Source organism: Achromobacter sp. 46006 (genome assembly GCF_059761975.1).
This window is the reverse complement of sequence record NZ_JCBANN010000084.1, coordinates 1-19588: the sequence shown is the minus strand read 5'-3', so window position 1 is coordinate 19588 and position 19588 is coordinate 1. Positions and strand designations below refer to the sequence as shown.

Annotated in this window: 19 protein-coding genes; 4 read left to right on the top strand and 15 right to left on the bottom strand. The window is 66.4% G+C overall.

Annotation, left to right across the window (positions count from 1 at the left end):
• Nucleotides 1-66 precede the first annotated feature (66 nt).
• The gene (locus AC6LKG_RS24695) at nucleotides 67-1059 is read right to left on the bottom strand and encodes a hypothetical protein (RefSeq protein WP_498169254.1); all 993 of its coding nucleotides are present in this window, start codon (nucleotides 1057-1059) and stop codon (nucleotides 67-69) included.
• 200 nt (nucleotides 1060-1259) lie between these two features.
• Here AC6LKG_RS24695 and pyrG point away from each other — a divergent pair, with 200 nt between their 5' ends.
• The 4 genes from pyrG to ftsB all read left to right on the top strand — a co-directional run bounded on the left by pyrG (nucleotide 1260) and on the right by ftsB (nucleotide 5173).
• Complete coding sequence (gene pyrG, locus AC6LKG_RS24690) at nucleotides 1260-2912, top strand: CTP synthase (RefSeq protein WP_498169251.1); 1653 nt, start codon at nucleotides 1260-1262, stop codon at nucleotides 2910-2912.
• A gap of 227 nt (nucleotides 2913-3139) precedes the next feature.
• Nucleotides 3140-3424, top strand: a complete 285-nt coding sequence (locus AC6LKG_RS24685; RefSeq protein WP_006389344.1) for a DUF1330 domain-containing protein — start codon at nucleotides 3140-3142, stop codon at nucleotides 3422-3424.
• A 4-nt stretch (nucleotides 3425-3428) separates the two neighbouring features.
• On the top strand, nucleotides 3429-4715 hold the full coding sequence (gene eno / locus AC6LKG_RS24680) for a phosphopyruvate hydratase (RefSeq protein ID WP_006389345.1): 1287 nt from the start codon (nucleotides 3429-3431) through the stop codon (nucleotides 4713-4715).
• A gap of 65 nt (nucleotides 4716-4780) precedes the next feature.
• Nucleotides 4781-5173, top strand: coding sequence for a cell division protein FtsB (gene ftsB, locus AC6LKG_RS24675; protein WP_498169248.1), 393 nt, complete (start codon nucleotides 4781-4783; stop codon nucleotides 5171-5173).
• A gap of 19 nt (nucleotides 5174-5192) precedes the next feature.
• Here ftsB and AC6LKG_RS24670 read toward each other — a convergent pair whose 3' ends face one another.
• From AC6LKG_RS24670 to prpB, 14 genes are all read right to left on the bottom strand, one after another.
• Nucleotides 5193-5849: a TadE family protein gene (locus tag AC6LKG_RS24670; RefSeq protein WP_498169256.1), complete on the bottom strand. Its 657-nt coding sequence runs from the start codon at nucleotides 5847-5849 to the stop codon at nucleotides 5193-5195.
• Nucleotides 5850-5920: 71 nt separating this feature from the next.
• The gene (gene hslO, locus AC6LKG_RS24665; protein ID WP_498169247.1) at nucleotides 5921-6850 is read right to left on the bottom strand and encodes an Hsp33 family molecular chaperone HslO; all 930 of its coding nucleotides are present in this window, start codon (nucleotides 6848-6850) and stop codon (nucleotides 5921-5923) included.
• A gap of 77 nt (nucleotides 6851-6927) precedes the next feature.
• Nucleotides 6928-7449 (bottom strand): gamma carbonic anhydrase family protein, encoded by a 522-nt coding sequence (locus AC6LKG_RS24660; protein WP_498169244.1) that lies wholly within the window; start codon nucleotides 7447-7449, stop codon nucleotides 6928-6930.
• Between the two features lie 47 nt (nucleotides 7450-7496).
• Entirely contained in the window at nucleotides 7497-9164 is a 1668-nt protein-coding gene (locus tag AC6LKG_RS24655) for an acetate--CoA ligase (protein ID WP_498169242.1), read from the bottom strand.
• 128 nt (nucleotides 9165-9292) lie between these two features.
• Nucleotides 9293-10183, bottom strand: a complete 891-nt coding sequence (locus tag AC6LKG_RS24650) for a UDP-2,3-diacylglucosamine diphosphatase (RefSeq protein WP_498169239.1) — start codon at nucleotides 10181-10183, stop codon at nucleotides 9293-9295.
• An 87-nt stretch (nucleotides 10184-10270) separates the two neighbouring features.
• Nucleotides 10271-10996, bottom strand: coding sequence for a site-2 protease family protein (locus AC6LKG_RS24645; protein WP_498169236.1), 726 nt, complete (start codon nucleotides 10994-10996; stop codon nucleotides 10271-10273).
• A 3-nt stretch (nucleotides 10997-10999) separates the two neighbouring features.
• Entirely contained in the window at nucleotides 11000-11908 is a 909-nt protein-coding gene (locus AC6LKG_RS24640; protein WP_498169233.1) for a DUF2167 domain-containing protein, read from the bottom strand.
• 154 nt (nucleotides 11909-12062) lie between these two features.
• Nucleotides 12063-12578: an RDD family protein gene (locus AC6LKG_RS24635; protein WP_498169230.1), complete on the bottom strand. Its 516-nt coding sequence runs from the start codon at nucleotides 12576-12578 to the stop codon at nucleotides 12063-12065.
• A gap of 153 nt (nucleotides 12579-12731) precedes the next feature.
• Nucleotides 12732-12920 (bottom strand): hypothetical protein, encoded by a 189-nt coding sequence (locus AC6LKG_RS24630; protein ID WP_498169227.1) that lies wholly within the window; start codon nucleotides 12918-12920, stop codon nucleotides 12732-12734.
• Nucleotides 12921-13171: 251 nt separating this feature from the next.
• A complete protein-coding gene (locus AC6LKG_RS24625; protein WP_498169224.1) occupies nucleotides 13172-14944 on the bottom strand; it encodes a THUMP domain-containing class I SAM-dependent RNA methyltransferase in 1773 nt (590 codons plus the stop codon).
• A 36-nt stretch (nucleotides 14945-14980) separates the two neighbouring features.
• Nucleotides 14981-15409: a CopD family protein gene (locus AC6LKG_RS24620; RefSeq protein ID WP_498169221.1), complete on the bottom strand. Its 429-nt coding sequence runs from the start codon at nucleotides 15407-15409 to the stop codon at nucleotides 14981-14983.
• A 242-nt stretch (nucleotides 15410-15651) separates the two neighbouring features.
• Nucleotides 15652-17103 (bottom strand): bifunctional 2-methylcitrate dehydratase/aconitate hydratase, encoded by a 1452-nt coding sequence (locus tag AC6LKG_RS24615; protein WP_498169218.1) that lies wholly within the window; start codon nucleotides 17101-17103, stop codon nucleotides 15652-15654.
• A gap of 82 nt (nucleotides 17104-17185) precedes the next feature.
• Nucleotides 17186-18391: a bifunctional 2-methylcitrate synthase/citrate synthase gene (gene prpC, locus AC6LKG_RS24610; RefSeq protein ID WP_498169215.1), complete on the bottom strand. Its 1206-nt coding sequence runs from the start codon at nucleotides 18389-18391 to the stop codon at nucleotides 17186-17188.
• A 90-nt stretch (nucleotides 18392-18481) separates the two neighbouring features.
• Nucleotides 18482-19372, bottom strand: a complete 891-nt coding sequence (prpB, locus tag AC6LKG_RS24605) for a methylisocitrate lyase (protein WP_175135594.1) — start codon at nucleotides 19370-19372, stop codon at nucleotides 18482-18484.
• Between the last annotated feature and the right edge of the window lie 216 nt (nucleotides 19373-19588).

The following is a 19588-nucleotide window of genomic DNA, read 5'->3' as shown; positions in this document are numbered from 1 at the left end:
CAAAAGGCCCCATGGGGCCTTTTGTCATTGCGCTTGCGATGTTGTGCCGTGGCGGGCGGCGGCGTTTCAGGCCGGCGCGGTTGGCGGCGGCGTCTCGCGGCGCCGGTAGAACAGACGAGCGCCGGCATGGCATCCCAGCGTCACCAGGGCGCCGTAGATCAGCAGCGACACTACCGTTGTCGTGTACGACTCGCCGGCGCGCACTAGCTGGCTCCAGTTCATCTGCCAGATGACCAGTACGGCCAGGCCGACGCCGAGCACTTGCGCCAGCCAAAATGCGAACGTGCCGTGGGCGATGGCGCGTCCGGCTCCGGCCGTGTCGAGCGTCCGTGGCAGGCTTTTGAGGCAGGCCCAAGCCGCCAGGGCCAGGATCACGGCGGGCAGGATCCAGTAGCCAATGGCGTACTCCAGCAGTTGAGCCGAAAGTGCATAGGCCTTGAAGTAGCTTCCCAGCATCAGCCCGACATGCAATTGCCATAGCAGCAGCGTCAGCGCGGCGATCCACGCGGCGTGGCGCGGTCGATAGGGGGGCGCACCCGTCCGGGAGGCGGGAGTGACGCTCCAGGCCGCGATGCGGACCGCCAGCCAGCCGGCCAGGACCGTGATGAGGATGCCGCACAGCTTGAGCGGCAGCGCCATCACGAGCACACGGGCCGCGCCGTAGTACCCGAAGGTGTCGTGGTCGATGACGAATTTATAGAACGCGTTCTGCAACAGCGCCAGCCCGGCCGAAATCAATACGAACAACACCAGCGAGACCGCCAGCAGCGTGGCCGTCATCCGGCCCGGACGGTCGACCTGGTGCGCGTCATGTCGGCGCAGCCAGCGCTGCGTGGTGCACCAGGTGGTCAAGCCGAGCAGCAAGTAGACGGCGACCGCCTGCACCACCGTGGTCGCCACCATCTCCGGGCGGCCGTACATCGTGCGCATCTGGTCGGCCATCGGCGAGAACTGCACGAGGTAGACCTGGACCAATATGGTGCAGAGCAGTTGCAGGCAAACGGCGGCGATGGTCAGGCGCCAGGCCAGGGCGTTCGGGTTTGCTGGGGGGGTGTTCATCGGCGACGGGCTCCTCCGAGGGGCGATGCAAAATCGGGGACGACCATAGCACGAAGCCGTGAGGCAAGAGATTTCGTCGTGGCGGATGAGTGCAGCCAAATGTTACGCCTGGCTGCTAAGGGAAAACCCAGACAAGTTCCGCCTCCCGGCTATAATCCAAATTTCCCGCACGCGCCCGCTCGTCCCGGGCGCTTATTACGATGACCAAATACGTATTTGTCACCGGCGGAGTGGTGTCTTCCCTGGGCAAGGGCATCGCCGCTGCGTCGCTTGCCGCCATCCTCGAGTCGCGTGGTCTGCAGGTCACCATGCTCAAGCTCGATCCCTACATCAACGTCGATCCGGGCACCATGAGCCCGTTCCAGCACGGTGAGGTGTTCGTCACGGAAGACGGCGCCGAAACCGACCTGGACCTCGGCCACTACGAGCGTTTCGTCTCCGCCCGCATGCACAAGGTGAACAACTTCACCACCGGGCAGATCTACGAATCGGTGCTGCGCAAGGAACGCCGTGGCGACTACCTGGGCAAGACCGTCCAGGTCATTCCGCATATCACCAACGAGATCCAGGATTTCATCGCCCGAGGCGCTGACGCCGCCTGGAACGGCAACACCGACGTCGCCATCGTCGAAATCGGCGGCACCGTCGGCGACATCGAATCGCTGCCGTTCCTGGAAGCCGCGCGCCAGATGAGCCTGCGCATGGGCCGCAACAACGCCGCCTTCGTGCACCTGACGCTGGTGCCGTTCATCCCGTCGGCTGGCGAACTCAAGACCAAGCCGACCCAGCACTCGGTGCAGAAGCTACGCGAAATCGGCATCTACCCGAACGCGCTGCTGTGCCGCGCCGACCGTCCCATCCCGGACGACGAGCGCGCCAAGATCTCGATGTTCTCCAACGTGCCCCTGGACGCCGTCATCTCGGTGTGGGACGCCGACTCCATCTACAAGATTCCGGCCATGCTGCACAAGCAGGGCGTGGACAACATCGTCTGCGAGGCGCTGGGCCTGACCCCGCCGCCGGCCGACCTGTCCATGTGGGACAACCTGGTCTACGCGCTCGAACACCCCGAGCATCAGCTCACCATCGGCATGGTCGGCAAGTACGTCGACCTGACCGAATCGTACAAGTCGCTGACCGAAGCCCTGGTGCACGCCGGCATCCACACGCGCTCGAAGATCAATATCGAGTACATCGATTCCGAAGACATCGAAACCCGCGGCACCGACCAGCTCAAGCACCTGGACGCCATCCTGGTGCCGGGCGGCTTCGGCAAGCGCGGCACCGAAGGCAAGATCGCCGCGATCCGCTACGCCCGTGAAAACGGCGTGCCGTACCTGGGCATCTGCCTGGGCATGCAACTGGCCGTGATCGAATTCGCGCGCCACGTGGCCGGCCTGGGCGGCGCCAACAGTACCGAGTTCGACCCGTCGGCGCCGCATCCCGTGGTGGCCCTGATCACCGAATGGATGGACCGCGAAGGCAAGGTCGAAAAGCGCGACAACTCGTCCGACCTGGGCGGCACCATGCGCAAGGGCGCGCAGCGCGTGCCGGTCAAGGCCGGCACTCGCGCCCAGTCGATCTACGGCGACGAGGTCAACGAGCGCCATCGCCACCGCTACGAAGTCAACAACGTCTACGTGCCGCGCCTGGAAGAGGCCGGCATGGTGATCAGCGCGCGCACCCCGACCGAAAACCTGCCGGAAATCATGGAACTGCCCGACCACCCCTGGTTCGTTGGCGTCCAGTTCCACCCGGAGTTCACGTCCACCCCGCGTGACGGTCACCCGCTGTTCTCCAGCTACATCCGCGCCGCCATCGAGCAGAAGGCCCGCCGCGGCCAGGGGGCGTAATGGAAACCGGCGGCACCGAGCCGCGCATCCGCGCCGCCCGGGCCGCCGGCCTTGTTCCCGCTTCCGCTCCTGGCGGACAATGCGCCGTGGCCCAGGGCCGCGGCGCTGCTTTCGGATACAACCACTTAGCATCGGACAGGCACGGCCCGACCGTGTTGCGCGACACTGCCCGTGTCCTGCGGTCCGGCGCCGCGACCCCATCAACGCAACTGCCCTGAAGGAACCCCATGAGTGCCTATCTCATCGCCGACGTCACAGTGACCAAGCCTGCGCAGTACGAGGATTACAAGCGTCTGTCCACGCTCGCCATGCGCGCGTACGATGCCAAGATCCTGGTGCGCGGCGGCGAATCCCGGCACCTCGAGGGGCGTGAGCCTGGCCGCACCGTCGTCATGGAGTTTCCGTCCATGGCCGCGGCCCAGGCCTTCTACGACTCCTGGCAGTATCGGCGCGCCCGCAATGCCCGCGAAGGCGCGGCCGTCATGAATATGTTTATCGTTCAGGGAATGTAAAGTCATGAGTGCAATTGTCGATATCATCGGCCGCGAGATCCTGGATTCGCGCGGCAACCCGACCGTCGAATGTGACGTGTTGCTGGAATCCGGCGCCATGGGCCGCGCGGCCGTGCCGTCGGGCGCGTCCACCGGCGCGCGCGAAGCCATCGAGCTGCGCGACGGTGACAAGGGCCGCTACCTCGGCAAGGGCGTGCTGCGCGCCGTCGAGAATCTCAATACCGAAATCTCGGAAGCCCTGATGGGCCTGGATGCCCAGGAGCAGACCTTCGTCGATCGCACCCTGATCGAGCTGGACGGCACCGAGTCCAAGGAACGCCTGGGCGCCAATGCCATCCTGGCCGCCTCGATGGCCGTGGCTCGCGCCGCCGCCGACGAATCCGGCCTGTCGCTGTACCGCTACTTCGGCGGCAGCGGCCCCATGAGCATGCCGGTGCCGATGATGAACGTCATCAACGGCGGCGCCCACGCCAACAACACCCTCGACCTGCAGGAACTGATGATCCTGCCGGTGGGCGCGGGCAGCTTCCGCGAAGCCCTGCGCTGGGGCGCCGAAGTCTTCCACATGCTCAAGAAGCTGATCCACGGCCAGGGCATGTCCACGGCGGTGGGCGACGAGGGCGGTTTCGCCCCCAACGTGGCCAGCCACGAAGCCGCCATCCAGTTGATCCTGAAGGCCATCACCGAAGCCGGCTACGAGCCGGGCACGCAGATCGCCCTGGGCCTGGACTGCGCCAGCTCCGAGTTCTACCGCGACGGCAAGTACACGCTGGCCGGCGAAGGCGGCATCTCGCTGTCCTCGCAGGAATTCACCAACCTGCTGGCGACATGGTGCGACAAGTACCCGATCATCTCGATCGAGGACGGCATGGCCGAAAACGACTGGGAAGGCTGGAAGCTGCTGACCGACCAGCTCGGCAAGAAGGTGCAACTGGTGGGCGACGACCTGTTCGTCACCAACACCAAGATCCTGCGCGAAGGCATCCAGAAGGGCGTGGCCAACTCGATCCTCATCAAGATCAACCAGATCGGCACCCTGACCGAAACCTTCGCCGCCATCGAAATGGCCAAGCGCGCCGGCTACACCGCCGTCGTCTCGCACCGTTCGGGCGAAACCGAGGATTCGACCATCGCCGATATCGCCGTGGCCACCAACGCCATGCAGATCAAGACCGGCTCGCTGTCGCGTTCGGACCGCATGGCCAAGTACAACCAGCTGCTGCGCATCGAGGAAGAACTGGCCGAAGTCGCGTCGTACCCCGGCCTGGAAGCCTTCTACAACTTGCGTTAATGTAATCGGGCCGCGGCGGGCGCCGCGGCCTTGTTTAGCGCCACGACTGCTGAGGGTTCCCGCGTATGCGCCTGTTGTTCCTGGTGCTGTTCGTGCTGGTAGGGCTGATCCAGTACCCGCTCTGGCTGGGTAAGGGCGGCTGGTTCAAGGTCTGGGACCTGCAACGCCAAGTGGCTGAGCAGCGCGAGACCAACGAGGGCCTGCGCGCGCGCAATGCCGCGCTGGAAGCCGAGGTGCGCGATCTGGACAACGGCACCGGCGCCATCGAGGAACGCGCCCGCGGCGAGCTGGGCATGATGCGCGAAGGCGAGGTCTTCGTGCATATCCTGCCCCAGAACACCCAACCGCCGGCCGGCGGCGCCGCGTTGGCCACCGATGCCGCCACGTCCGCGCGCGCCAATGCTTCCCATCCCGCCCGGCCCCCCAATGCGAGCCCGTCCGGCGGCACCCGTCACTGATTCCACGCCATGCGCCCGCTCAAGGGCAGCGCAGGCGCCGGCAAGCTCCCAGTACCATCCCGGCCGGATACGGCCCCCTGGCTCGCCAGTCCGTCGGACCCGAGTGCAGTTCCATCTCTATTTCCAGCCCGATCGGCGCCAGTCCGCGCGCCCGCGCCCGGCCGGCGTAGTGGCCGCCATCGTCGCTGGCCAGCAGCGCCAGCAGCGCCCGTACCGGTGCCAGCAGGGGCCGATACAGGTAGGTCAGCCGCAGCCGGAGTCTGCCGGCCCGATCCTGGGCGGGATCGCGCGGCTGGCGTGGAACGGCTGCTGTCGGCTCGGGCAGGAGGATTTCGATGCGCCAGGGCGTGGTGCCCATCAGGGCAGCGCCGCGTTCGAACGCCCGGGCCTGCCGCAAGCGGGCGCCCGTCTCGCCACCCGGGCCGGCATGGAGCGGCAACAGCGCCCGCAGGAAGGCCGTGCGCATGCGGATGGGGTCGGCCCGCTCCGTGCTCGCGGCGCGGGCAGCCTGCAGTAGCGCCAAGTGGGCGACTTGGCGGGTGAGTTGCCAGCGGGCGCCCTCGAATGCCAGCAGTGCCAGCAGCAGGACCATGCCTGCGGCCACGGTGAATTCGACGGCGGCGCTGCCCGATTGCCGCGGGCGGGGCGGTGAGGGGACACGAAAAAAAGCGGTCATGGCCGGCCAGTGTGGCGCGGGCATGACCGCCTGTCGATTGGTACAAGCCGAGGTCAGGCCCCGGCCCGGGCTCAATGCACGGTAGGCGGCGTATCGTCGCTGGCGGGCGGGTTGCCGGAGAACAGCGCGGCGCAATCGACCGCGTCGAAGGCGTAGGGCTTGCCGCAGAAATCGCACGACACATCGACCTGCCCGCGTTCGGCGAGGATGTCCTTGACTTCGGGTTCTCCCAGCGAGCGCAGCATGTTGGCGACGCGTTCGCGGGTGCAGGGGCAGTGCCAGCGCACCGTTTCGGGATCGAAGGCCACCAGGGTTTCTTCCCAGAACAGGCGGTGGATCAAGGTGTCGATATCGGTCGCCAGCAATTCGTCGCGCTTGAGCGTGGCGGCCAGCGCCGAGGCGCGGTCCCAGGTCTCGCTGGCGGCCTGCTCGCTCAGCACCGGTGAATCCGAACCGCCATGGTAGGGCAGGCGCTGGATCAGCATGCCGGCGGCATGGTCGGCGTCGGCGGCCAGCCACAGGCGGGTGTCGAGCTGTTCGGAGGCTTTCATGTAGTGCTGCAGCGCCTCGGCGACGGTATCGCCTTCCAGCGGCACGATGCCCTGATAGGCCTGTTGGCCCGGCATCTTGGCCTGGGGGTCCAGCACCACGATGAAGCGGCCGTTGCCGCCGGGGTTGAGCAGGCTTTGCATGTCGCCCTCGGCCGGCACCACATGGCCTTCGCGTATCTTGACGGTGGCGCGCAGGCTGAGGTCGGAACGGCATTCCACCACCAGCAGGGCGATCGGGCCGTCGCCCTGGATCTGCAGCACCAGCGAACCGTCGAACTTGATGTTGGCGGCCAGCAGGGTGGAGGCCGCCACCAGTTCGCCCAGCAGATGGGTGATGGCGGGCGGGTAGTCGTGGTTGGCCTGGACGGCCTTCCAGGTGTCCGCAAGGCGCACCGCTTGGACGCGGACGCTGCGGTCTTCGAGGAGGTATTTCTTGAGCTGATCGGTCATGAGGGGAATGTTAGCCGATCGGGCGGCCGATTCCCCCTGCCGGCGACAGGGGTGTCGGGGCGTTCCTGGCGACGGCCTCAGGCCAGCCGTTTCAGGGCCGTCTTGTAGTGTTGGCCGCGCGCCACGTAATGGGCGGTGTTCTTGTGCAGATTGGCGATTTCCTCGGCCGACAGCTCGCGCACGATTTTGCCTATGCCGATGACCAGGGAATTGTCCGGAATCACCCGGCCCTCAGGGACGATGGCGCCGGCGCCGATCAGGCAGTTGCGGCCGATCACGGCATTGTTCAGCACGATCGCCTGCATGCCCACCAGCGCGCCTTCGTGGATGGTGCAGCCGTGCAGCATGGCCTGGTGGCCCACGGTCACGTTCGGATCGATGCGCATGGGACAGCCGCTGTCCACGTGCAGCACGCTGCCTTCCTGGATATTGGTGCCCTGGCGGATCAGGATGGCATCGTTGTCGCCACGGATCGAGACGTGCGACCAGATGCTGACGCCGGCCTCCAGGGTGACGTTGCCGATGATGTCGGCGCTGTCGGCCACGTAGGCGGCGGGATCGATGCGGGGGATGAGGTCGTCGAGCTGGTAAATGGGCATGCCCTGTCTCCGGATACGGCGGCGGGCCGTTACCGGACCCGCCCGCGTCATTGTGGCCTGGCCGTTCGCGCGCGTTCTTCTTCGCGCAGGCGCAGGATGCGACGCTGGATTTTACCGGTGGTGGTCATGGGCAATTCTTCGACGAACTCGATTTCCTTGGGGTACTCGTAGGGCGCCAGGCGCTCGCGCACGTGTTCCTGCAGGTTCTCGATGATGTCGTTGCGGTCGCGCTGGGCGAATTCCGGCGTCAGTACCACATAGGCCTTGACCACCGCGCCGCGCTCGGCGTCCGGCTTGGGTACCACGGCGGCATTGGCCACGGCCGGATGGCCGATCAGGCAACTCTCGATTTCGCCCGGCCCGATGCGATAGCCGGACGACTTGAACACGTCGTCGGCGCGGCCCGCGTACCAGAGGTAGCCATCGGCATCGATCCGGGCCAGGTCGCCCGTCAGGCACCAGTCGCCCTTGAACTTGGCCTGGGTTGCGGCCTCGTTGCGCCAGTAGCCCAGGAACATCACCGGATCGGGATACCCGTGGATGTCGTAGCGATTGACGGCGATCTCGCCAGTTTCCCCTGGTTTCACCGGTTGCCCGGCATCGTCCAGCACCGCGACCTGGTGGCCGGGGTAGGGCCGTCCCATGCTGCCCGCCCGGGCCGGCCAGCGCTTCTGGCTGTTGCCGACCACGTAGTTCATCTCGGTCTGGCCGAACATCTCGTTGGGCGTCACGCCCAGAGCCGATTGGCACCATCCGAACACGGTATCGCCGACGCTTTCGCCCGCGCTCATGATCGAGCGCAGCGCCAACTGATAGCGGCTGCGCGGCTCCGGCACCTCCTTCATCATCATCTTCAGCGCGGTCGGAAAGAGGAAGGTATTGGTGACCTGGTAGCGCTCCATCAGCTCAAACGCGCGTTCGACCGAGAACCGGCCGCGGGTACCGACGATCGGATGGCCGAAATACAGCGTGGGCAGGAGCGCGTCCATCATGCCGCCGGTCCAGGCCCAGTCCGCGGGCGACCAGAACACGTCGGCTGGCCGCGGGAACCAGTCCTGCGAGGCGACGAAGCCCGGCAGGTTGCCGATCAGTGCGCTGTGCGGCAGCAGGGCGCCCTTGGGCGCGCCGGTGGTGCCCGAGGTATAGAGCAGGATGGCAGGGTCCGCCGAGCGTGTCGGCACCGGCTTGAACTCGCTCGGCTGGCGCGCCAGCAGGCTGCGCCACGGCAGCACACGCTCGTCGGCGAAGCCGATGCCAATGATTTGTTGCAGGTTGGGGCAGTGGTCGCTGACGGCCAGCAGGTTGGCGCTGGAGGCGTGGTCGACGATGGCGACGCGGGTTTCCGAATCGCACAGGCGGCTTTCCAGGGCTTCGGGGCCGAACAGGGCCGACAGCGGCAGCACCACCGCGCCCACGCTGTAGATCGCCATGTGCGCGACCACGGTCTCCGGGCGTTGTCCCAAAACCACACCGACCCGGTCGCCGCGGCCCACGCCCATCTTCACCAGGCCATTGGCCAGTTGATTGGCGGCCTCGGCCAGCCGGGCATAGGTCCAGACCTCGCGGTTGCCGGCTTCATCTTCGTAGTAGATGGCGATGCGCCGCGCATCCGGACTACTGGATGCCCAGCGGTGGCAGCACGCTTCCGCGATGTTGAACTGGGTGGGAACCAGCCAGCGGAATGTTTGGTAGAGCACCTGATATTGGTCGTTCATGGCCCTATGTTGTGAGCATGTTGCAGCGTGAACGGGTCAGTTTTTGCCCGTTGCCCCAATTGCAAGCATGACCTAGAGGGCCGTGAACTGCAATATCCCCGTTGCGTAACGGGGACGTATAAGGGTTATCACGGGTGTTTGCCCTGGCGGCGCAGCGCCGACGGCAGCGCCGGCAGGGACAGCGAGCGCGGTTTGCGCTGCGCCGGGTCGGCCTGGCGTTCGGCCTGGATCGCGGCCCAATCCAGCAACTGCAACTGCCCGTCATGGGTTTCGGCCAGGGCAGACAGGCTTTCCACCCAGTCGCCGTCGTTGCAGTACAGGGTGCCGCCCACGTCGCGCAGCTCGGCCTTGTGGATGTGGCCGCACACCACCCCGTCCAGTCCGCGGCGACGGGCCTCGCCGGCCAGCGCTTCCTCGAAGTCGGTGATGAACGATACCGCGTTCTTGACCTTGTGCTTGAGGTACTGCGACAGCGACCAGTAATGCAACCCCAAGCGATGGCGCAGGCGGTTGAAATGGTGGTTGAGCCACAGCGCCAGCTGGTAGAGGCCGTCTCCCAGGTGCGCCAGCCAGCGGCTGTGCTGGATCACACCGTCGAACTGGTCGCCGTGCAGCACGAGCAGGCGCATGCCCTTGGCGGTCACGTGCACGTCTTCGTCCAGGATCTCGATGTCTCCGAAAGCGTAGCCGGCGAATTCGCGCGCGAATTCGTCATGGTTGCCCGGAATGAACACCACCCGGGTGCCGTTGCGGGCCTTGCGCAGGATGCGCTGGATCACGTCATTGTGGGCCCGCGGCCAGTGCCAGTGCTTGCGCAACTGCCAGCCGTCAACGATGTCGCCAACCAGGTACAGGGTGTCGGAATCGTTGTGTTCGAGGAAATCCAGCAGGAATTCCGCCTTGCACCCGGCGGTGCCCAGGTGAATGTCGGAAATCCAGAGAGCGCGCCAGTGCGTGGGGCGGATTTCTTTCACGGTGCTATCCATGTGGGCTGTCGTCATGCCTGGGAATGAAACCATCCCGCCATGACCGTGACATGAAAAATCCGTGACGCTGTTGTGACGGCGGCCCCCGGCCGGGCCCCGACCGCCGTCAGGCAAATGATTTCAGGCGCGCAGATGCCCCAGCATGTCGTGCACGTCGTGGGCCATGATGGCCAGCACGCAGACCAGGCCCAGGTAGGCGCAGGTATAGGTCAGCTTGCTTTCCAGCGTGGTGCCGTAATAGGCCTGGTTCTCGGGCAGCGAGGGGTCGTACTTGAAAGCCCGTATGACATTGGGAAAGGCCAGCACGGCCACCAGGATCAGGATCGGGCTGGGACGCCAGAAGAACAGCGCCACCAGCACCGGCACGCCCACCAGCCAGATGCGCGGCGACAGCACCGCGGTGATGCGGCCGCCGTCGAATGGCGACAGCGGGATCAGGTTGAACAGATTGATGAAAAAGCCCGCGTAGGACAGCGCCAGCAGCAGGTCGCTGCCGCTGCTGCGCGCCGCGAAGTAGCAGGCCAGCGACGCCACCGTGCCAGCCAGCGGGCCGCCCAGGCCCACGTAGGCCTCGGTGTCGGCGTCGTGCGGCATGTCCTTGAGCTGGATCCAGGCGCCGACGAACGGGATGAAGACCGGCGCGCCCACGTCCAGGCCGCGCTGGCGCGCGGCCACGTAGTGGCCCAGTTCGTGCACCAGCAGCAACAGCACGAAGCCGGCTGCGTAGCGCCAGCCGAAGACGAAGGCGTAGACCGCCACCGACAGCAGCATGGTGCCGCCGGTGGCGAACAGCTTGCCGAACTTCAGGTATTTCAGCCCTGAGAACAGCAGTAGCAGCAGCTTCATCGCTCAGGGCTGTTGCTGTTCGGCCTTCTTGCCGCGGAAACGCTTCCACAGCCCGCCACCCAGCGCCGCGGCGGCCAGGATGCCGACCTTGGCGAACTTGGCCAGGAACGCGGCGATCACGGCGAACAGGCCCAGCTTCTTGGCGGCGACGCCCGCGACCAGCGCGGCCAGGCCGTATTCGGCGACCTTGTCGGTGGACGAGTTGAAGTCGGCGTAGCGCTTGCCCTCGACGTACTTCAAGTTGTCCAGCAGGGTCAGCACCGCGGTCTTGTCCTTCGGCACCAGGTTCTTCTGCGTGATCAGGTCCAGCGTGATGTAGCCGTCGCGGCCCAGCGCGTAGGTGTTGTAGTTGACCGTGGGGTTGTCGTTGGCCGCTTCGCCCTTGTGCTTGACGGCGACCGACCAGACCAGGCGCTGGGTGTTGCTGTCGTACTTGGGCGCCTCGACCCAGCCATCCATCACCAGTTCGGGGAAGCCGCGCTTCTTGCGCTCGACGTTGGATTCCTCGGTGCCTTCGCGCAGGCTGTCCAGCAGCTCGCTGACGTTCCAGTTCTTGGCGTCGTCGTCCTTGATGTAGCCGGCCTTGTCGAAGTTGACGGTGATGACCCAGTCGTCATCGTCGCTCTTGGGCATGACCACGCCCAGCAGCGAAGGGTCCTTGCCGTTGCCATAGGCGGCCATCAGGCGGTCGGCCTGGATGCGCGGCACGAAGAACATCGATTCGGGCAGGTGCACCACGGCCTGGTCGCCCAGCTTGACGTCGGTCGGGCCTTCCTGGGCGGCCGCGTAGGCGGCCTTCATGGCGGCCTCGATTTCCTGCTGCGCGGCGGCATTTTGCGCGGAGGCGCCGAAAGGCAGGAACAACAGGGCGCTGGCGGCGGCCAGCGAGAGGCGGGAAAGGAAAGCGCGCATGATGATTCCAGGGCGTCTGTGAAAAGGGGCCCCATTGTCTTTGCGCGCGACTTTCAACTTTCTGAAAGCCGGCACCGAATTCGCCGCACGATTTTGCCAGTTGTAAGCAGGTATGTTCAGTGCGTGTTCAGGCTCGTGCCGGCGCGAATCTCAGTCAGCGCGGCTTTTTACGCTGCGGCGCGTTGCGCAGTCGGGTACCGAGAAGCCGATCATGCAGGAACTGGCCGTCCGGATCGAACCAGGACCAGATGAAGATCGTGAACGGCGCGGCCACGATGAACATGTCCATCGACGGCCACCCAGTGGCGCTGGCGGCGGCCCAGACCACGGCGGCGCCCGCCAGCACCAGGGGCCAGGCTAGCACGTAGCGCAGGATCAGGCGGGCGGTGGAGGGCGGATTGCCGTCGCGGTCGACCAGGCGGATGTTCCAGGTCTTCATCGGCAGCGTCTGGCCGCGGCGGCGCCAGCACAGCACGAAATAGATGCCGATGGCCAGGAACAGCCAGGCCTGGCGCAGCGGTCGCAGTTCCAGTGCGTTGCGGCTCTGGGTCAGCGTGTCCATCAGATAGCCCGCCAGGAACACCACGCCAAACAGCAGCACGGCTTCGTACATCATGCAGGCGAACCGGCGCAGCCGGTTGGGAGTCTGGTCGAGGGAGGCGTCGGTCATGGGCCGGTATTATCCGACAAAGCGACCACCGGGTGGGTTGACGTTCTGCCGACGCCGGCCATAAAAAAAACCCGCCGGTAAGGGCGGGTCTATAAAAGGGGCTATGCAGCCCCCAAGGGGAAATCGTTCGGGCCCTTTGGCCCGGGGTCCTGCTCAGGCGGCGGAGTGCGCGTTCTTGGCGCTCGTCTTGCCAGCCAGGGCACGGATGCCGTGGGCCAGCTTACGCAGGCCCGAGGCCAACGCACGCATCGGGTGCGGGCGGAACTGTTCTTCAATGGCCTGGAGCATCAGTTGACGCTCGAGTTCATCGGTCAGGCGGATGGTGTTGTTCGGGTTGATCACAATAGCCTCCACGGGCTTGCACTGTTGTTTAGCTACTAGGGATAACCCGAATTATAGGGTTAACCCTGAAGCTGTGCAAGCGCTTGGTGCATATCGGCAACACCTTGGTGCTGATGATGCCCCAAATCGGCGCTGCGGGGGCACCATCAGCAAGATATGGGCGTGATGTTGCGGCGCTTTTACAACGCGTGGTCAGATGAAGACGCAAGCTCCCCGCCGGCACCGACTGGCGGGGGAGCGAGGGAGGTGCGTCAGGCGTCGCGGTAGCCGGCGGCGACCAACTCGAAGCCGAACAGGCGGCAGTCGAGGGCGCCGTTGTGCAGCGGCACGCGGCGCTTGGGCTTGAGACGCATCTGGTTGGGCAGGGTCAGGTCGCTGGTGATGATGTGCAATTGCCAACCGGCGAAATTGCGTTTCAGGCAGGCCGCCCAGTCGCGCCACAGGTCGGCATCCTGTTCGGTCGCCATGCGTTCGCCGTAGGGTGGGTTGGTGACGATCCAGCCATGGTCGGCCGGCGCCCGCACTTCACGGGCGTCGCCGACCTCGAAACGGATGGTGTCCGCGGTGAGCCAGGCGCGCTCGGCATTGTTGCGGGCGAATTCGATCGCTTGTGGATCCAGGTCGTAGCCCACCAGCGGCGCGTCCAGTTGCGGCAGGATGCGCGAACGCGCGTCGTCCTTCAGGTCGCGCCAGCGGTAGGCATCGTGGCCACGCAGGCGCTCGAAGCCGAACGGGCGCGAAATGCCGGGCGGCACGCCCAGCGCGATCCAGGCGGCCTCGATCAGGATGGTGCCGGAGCCGCAGAACGGATCCAGCAGCGGGGCGGCCGGGTCCCAGCCCGCCAGCGCCAGCATGCCGGCGGCCAGGTTCTCGCGCAGCGGCGCGTCGCCTTTGTCCAGGCGCCAGCCGCGTTTGAACAGCGATTCGCCCGAGGTGTCCAGGTACAGGGTGGCGGTGTGGCCGGTCAGGAACAGGTGCACACGCGCATCGGGGCGGACGGTGTCGATGCTGGGGCGCTCGCCTTCCAGTTCGCGCAGGCGGTCGCAGATGCCATCCTTGGCGCGCAGGTTGCAGTACTGCAGGCTCTGCACCGGGCTCTTGATCGCCGAGGTATCGACGCGCAGGGTCTGTTCGGCGCCGAACCAGCGTTCCCAGGGCGTGTCGCGGGCCAGATCGAGGATGTCGTCTTCGTGCGAGATTTCGGCATGGGCGACCTGCACCAGGATGCGGGTCGCCAGGCGCGAATACAGGTTGGCGCGCTGCACGCCGGCCCAATCGGCCGTGAAGGAGCAGCCGGCGCGGCCTGCCTCGGCGTCGTCATAGCCCAGGGCCTGCATTTCGGCGGTCAGGGCTTCTTCCAGGCCCTGCGGGCAGGGGGCGAAGACCTTGAAGCGTTCGGCCTGGCGGGGTTCGCGCGGGCGGCGCTCGCGGATCTCGACGGTGGGCGCGTGGCCGCGCGGCGCGTCGGCATCGCGGGCCGCGCCGGCGGGGATCGGCGCATCGTCGTCGTAATCGGGTTCCGGCGCGAATTCGGGCGCGGGGCCGTCGTCCTCGAACGGATCGTAGAAGCGGCCGGCGGGCGTGGCCGGGGCGATGTACTGGTCGTCCAGGCGCGGGGCGCGCTGCGGCGCGCGGCCCGATCGCGGCGCCGGCGCGGCATCGCGGCGCGGGCGGTCGTCGCGCGCGTCATCGCCACGGCGGGGGCGGTCGCTGCGCGGGCTGTCATTGCGGGGACCGTCGCCACGGCGCGGATTGTCGCCGCGGGGCCCATCGCCACGGCGCGGGCCATCGCCGCGTTCACGGTCGTCCGGTCGGCGCGCGGCGCGGGCGGCGGCCTGGCGCTGCTGGTAGCCCTCGGGGTCCTTCTGGCGCTCGATGTTGTCCTTGGCACGCTCGTTCTGAGCGACCAGGCGGGCGCGGGCGCCGCTGCGCACGCGCTTGGGAGCGGCTTCGGCATGCGCGTCGCGCGCGGTTTTCTTGATCGTCAGCGTCTTGCGCGGGCGGTCCTGGTCATCAGCGGACATACGAATCCTGGCGAATGTGCAGAGGTAGGGGAGGAATCAGAAGGGTTTGACGACGACCAGCGCCACCACCACCAAGAGCAGCAAGACGGGAACTTCGTTGAACCAGCGATAGAACTTGTGCGAACGGGTGTTCTTGCCCAGTTCGAATTTACGCAGCATGACGCCACAGGCGTGATGGTAGCCGATGACGAGCAGGACGAAAAACAGCTTGGCGTGCATCCAGCCGTTGCCGGGGCCGACACCGATGCCGTAACCCAGGTACAGCCACATGCCCAGCGCCACGGCGATGATGGCCAGGATGGTGGTGAAGCGGTAGAGGCGGCGCGCCATGCCGAGCAGGGTGACCTGCACGGCCGAATCCGACTGCTGGGCCAGGTTCACGAAGATGCGGGGCAGGTAGAACAGGCCGGCGAACCAGGAGGCGATGAAGACGATGTGGAAGGTTTTTACCCAGAGCATGGACATGGTGGGGGCGGTCTTTGTTTTCTTGGGGAAGGGGGATTGTAATTGCAGGGGGGGCGGGCGGTTCTTCGTAGGTCGCCCGTCGCGGCGGCGGTTTGGGGGGGCGGGCGCCCACGATTGCGGTCCGGAGCGTTCGCTCCGGACTGCCCCTGCCTCAACCTCGTGGCCGCCGTTCGGCGGCTGCCTTCGGTTTCCGTCGGGCGGGTGTTCGCTGCGCGGTGGCGGGGAGGTGCTTGCTTGTCGCCTCAGATCACATACAGGTCGACGTACTCGTGCACCGGCATCGCTTCCAGCTTGTTCTGGTCCAGCGAGGCTTCCAGGATGCGGGCCTGTTGGCGGGCGGGGAAGATGCGGGCGAGGTTGGTGCGGAACTTGGCTTCGAGCAGGGGGATGCCGTCGGCGCGGCGGCGCTTGTGGCCGATGGGGTATTCGCAGACGACCTCGTCGAGCTGGGTGCCGTCGGTGAACCGGACGGTGAGGGCGTTGGCGATGGAGCGCTTGTCGGGGTCGTGGTAGTCGCGGGTGTAGGCCGGGTCCTCGACGCAGGTGATCTTGTCGCGCAGGGCGTCGATGCGCGGGTCGGCGGCGACGGCGTCCTCGTAGTCGGCGGCGGTCAGGCGGCCGAACAGGAGCGGCACGGCGACCATGTACTGGATGCAATGGTCGCGGTCGGCGGGGTTGTTCAGCGGGCCCTTCTTGTCGATGATGCGGATGCACGCTTCGTGGGTGCGGATGGTGATGCTGGCGATGTCGTCGGTGGATTTGCCGAGCGCCTTGAGGCGGTCATGGATCTGCATGGCGCACTCGACCGCGGTCTGCGAGTGGAACTCGGCCGGGAACGAGATCTTGAACAGCACGTTTTCCATGACGTAGCTGCCATAGGGGCGCTGGAACCTGAACGGCTGGCCCTTGAACAGCACGTCGTAGAAGCCCCAGGTCTTGGCGGACAGCACCGAGGGGTAGCCCATCTCGCCAGTGCGCGCGATCAGCGCCAGGCGTACGGCGCGGCTGGTGGCGTCGCCGGCGGCCCAGCTCTTGCGGCTGCCGGTGTTGGGGGCGTGGCGATAGGTGCGCAGGCTCTGGCCATCGACCCAGGCCAGCGAGACGGCGTTGATGACTTCGTCGCGGGTCAGGCCCAGCATCTGCGCCACCACGGCGGTGGACGCCACCTTGACCAGCACCACGTGGTCCAGGCCGACCTTGTTGAAGGAATTCTCGAGCGCGATGCAGCCCTGGATCTCGTGCGCCTTGATCATGCCGGTCAGCACGGCGCGCATGGTCAGTGGCGGCTTGCCGGCGGCGACGGCGGTGCGCGAGAGCCAGTCGGCGGTGGCGAGGATGCCGCCCAGGTTGTCGGACGGGTGGCCCCATTCGGCGGCCAGCCAGGTGTCGTTGAAATCGAGCCAGCGGATCATCGCGCCGATATTGAACGCGGCCTGCACGGGGTCCAACTGGAACTGGGTGCCGGGCACCTTGGCGCCGTGCGGGACGACGGTGCCGGGGACGAGCGGGCCCAGCAGCTTGCGGCACGCCGGATATTCCAGCGCTTCCAGGCCGCAGCCCAGGGTGTCGATCAGGCAGTTGCGGGCGGTCTCGTAGGCCAGGCCGCTATGGATTTCATAGTTCAGTACGTAGTCGGCGATATCGACCAGGACCTGGTCGGGCTCGGGACGGACGTTGGAGATCGGGGCAGACATTTGGTACCTCTCCTGAGTGGATACAGGCGGCACTGGGCCCGCGCGGCGCGGAGTGTGGCATCGGCGGGCCCATGTCGTCGTCTTACTTGCGCTTGTCGAGCGGCACGAACTTCTGGTCTTCCGGACCGACGTAGTTGGCGGTCGGGCGGATGATCTTGTTGTCCACGCGCTGCTCGATGATGTGGGCCGACCAGCCCGCGGTGCGCGCGATCACGAACAGCGGGGTGAACATGGCGGTGGGCACGCCCATCATGTGGTAGCTGACGGCCGAGAACCAGTCCAGGTTGGGGAACATCTTCTTGATGTCCCACATGACCGTCTCAAGGCGTTCGGCGATGTCGAACATCTTGGTGCTGCCGGCCTTCTTGGACAGCTTCTTGGCCACTTCCTTGATGACCTTGTTGCGCGGGTCGGACACGGTGTAGACCGGGTGGCCGAAGCCGATGATGACTTCCTTGGCCTCGACGCGGCGGCGGATGTCGGCTTCGGCTTCGTCCGGCGTCTCGTAGCGCTTCTGCACGTCGAAGGCGACCTCGTTGGCGCCGCCGTGCTTGGGGCCGCGCAGCGCGCCGATGGCGCCGGTGATGGCCGAGTACATGTCCGAGCCGGTGCCGGCGATGACGCGGGCCGTGAAGGTCGAGGCGTTGAACTCGTGCTCGGCGTACAGGTTCAGCGAAATGTGCATCGCCTTGACCCACTCATCGCTGGGCTTTTCGCCGTGCAGCAGGTGCAGGAAGTGGCCGCCGATGCTGTCATCGTCCGTCTGCACGTCGATCACGCGGCCATTGTGGCTGTAGTGGTACCAGTACAGCAGGGCCGAGCCCAGGTTTGCCATCAGGCGGTCGGCGATGTCGCGCGCGCCGGGCAGGTTATGGTCGTCCTTCTCGGGCAGCACGCAGCCGAGCACCGAGACGGCCGTGCGCATCACGTCCATCGGGTGGCTGGCGGCGGGCAGCGCCTCGAGCGCGTCCTGCAGTTGTACCGGCAGGCCGCGCAATGCGCGCAGTTTTTCCTTGTAGGCCTTCAGTTCGGCCTTGTTGGGCAGCTTGCCATGCACCAGCAGGTGGGCGATTTCCTCGAACTCGCTGGTGTGGGCGATGTCCAGGATGTCGTAGCCCCGGTAGTGCAGGTCGTTGCCGCTGCGGCCGACCGTGCACAGCGCGGTGTTGCCGGCAACCACGCCGGACAGCGCGACCGATTTCTTGGGCTTGAAGCCGGCCTTTTCTTCCGGCTTGGCGGCCGCGGTGGTATCCGTTTTGGCAGCTTGCTTCTTGGGAGCCGTGCTCATGTCTCTACTCCTTTCCTTTCGCGGTGGTCGATGCAATGGGGGTAGCGGGGCGCCGCGGCGAGCCCGCGGCGCCGGATACGGTGGCGCGAATCAGCCCTTGCCCTTCTGGAACAGGGCGTCCAGGCGCGATTCGTATTCGTGATAGCCGATGCGGTCATACAGTTCCTCGCGCGTCTGCATCAGGTCGACCACGTTCTTCTGGTGGCCATCGCGGCGGATCGCGGTGTAGACGGCCTCGGCGGCCTTGTTCATGGCGCGGAAGGCCGACAGCGGGTAGAGCACCATGCCCACGCCCACGCTCTTGAGCTCTTCCACCGAGAACAGCGGCGTCTTGCCGAATTCGGTGATGTTGGCCAGCACCGGCACCTTGACGGCCTTGACGAAGCGGTCGTAGGTGGGCAGGTCGTAGGCGGCTTCGGCGAAGATGGCGTCGGCGCCGGCTTCGACGCAGGCCAGGGCGCGCTCGATGGCGGCGTCCACGCCGTGCGAGGCGATGGCGTCGGTGCGCGCGATCAGGTAGAAGTCGCTGTCGGTGCGGGCGTCGGCCGCGGCCTTGACGCGGTCGGCCATTTCCTCGGTGCTGACGATTTCCTTGCCCGGACGGTGGCCGCAGCGCTTGGCGCCGACCTGGTCCTCGATGTGGCAGGCGGCGGCGCCGAACTTGATCAGGCTCTTGACGGTGCGGGCGATGTTGAACGCCGACGGGCCGAAGCCGGTATCGATGTCGACCAGCAGCGGCACGTCGCAGACGTCGGTGATGCGGCGCACGTCCGTCAGCACGTCGTCCATGGTGTTGATGCCCAGGTCGGGCAGGCCCAGCGATCCCGCCGCCACACCGCCGCCCGAAAGATAGATGGCGCGGTAGCCGGCGCGCTTGGCCAGCAGGGCGTGGTTGGCGTTGATGGCGCCGATGATCTGCAACGGGCTTTCTTCGGCGAGCGCGCGGCGGAACAGGGCGCCGGCGGATTCGGGTCTGGACATGGGAAGTCTCCGTCATAGGGGCCGGGTGTCGTGACGTCGCCCCGGCTGGGATGTCAGGTCTTGCGGATCCGCGGCGGGCGTCGCCGGCCGGCGTGGAGCCCGCGCCGGCCATGACCTTACCGTGGCCACGGCATGTAAATCTGTCCCCTTCGCGACAATTCCTTGCGCGCTCGCAAAGAGACAGGTTTGCATGCCGCGGACGGCGCATCCGTGGAT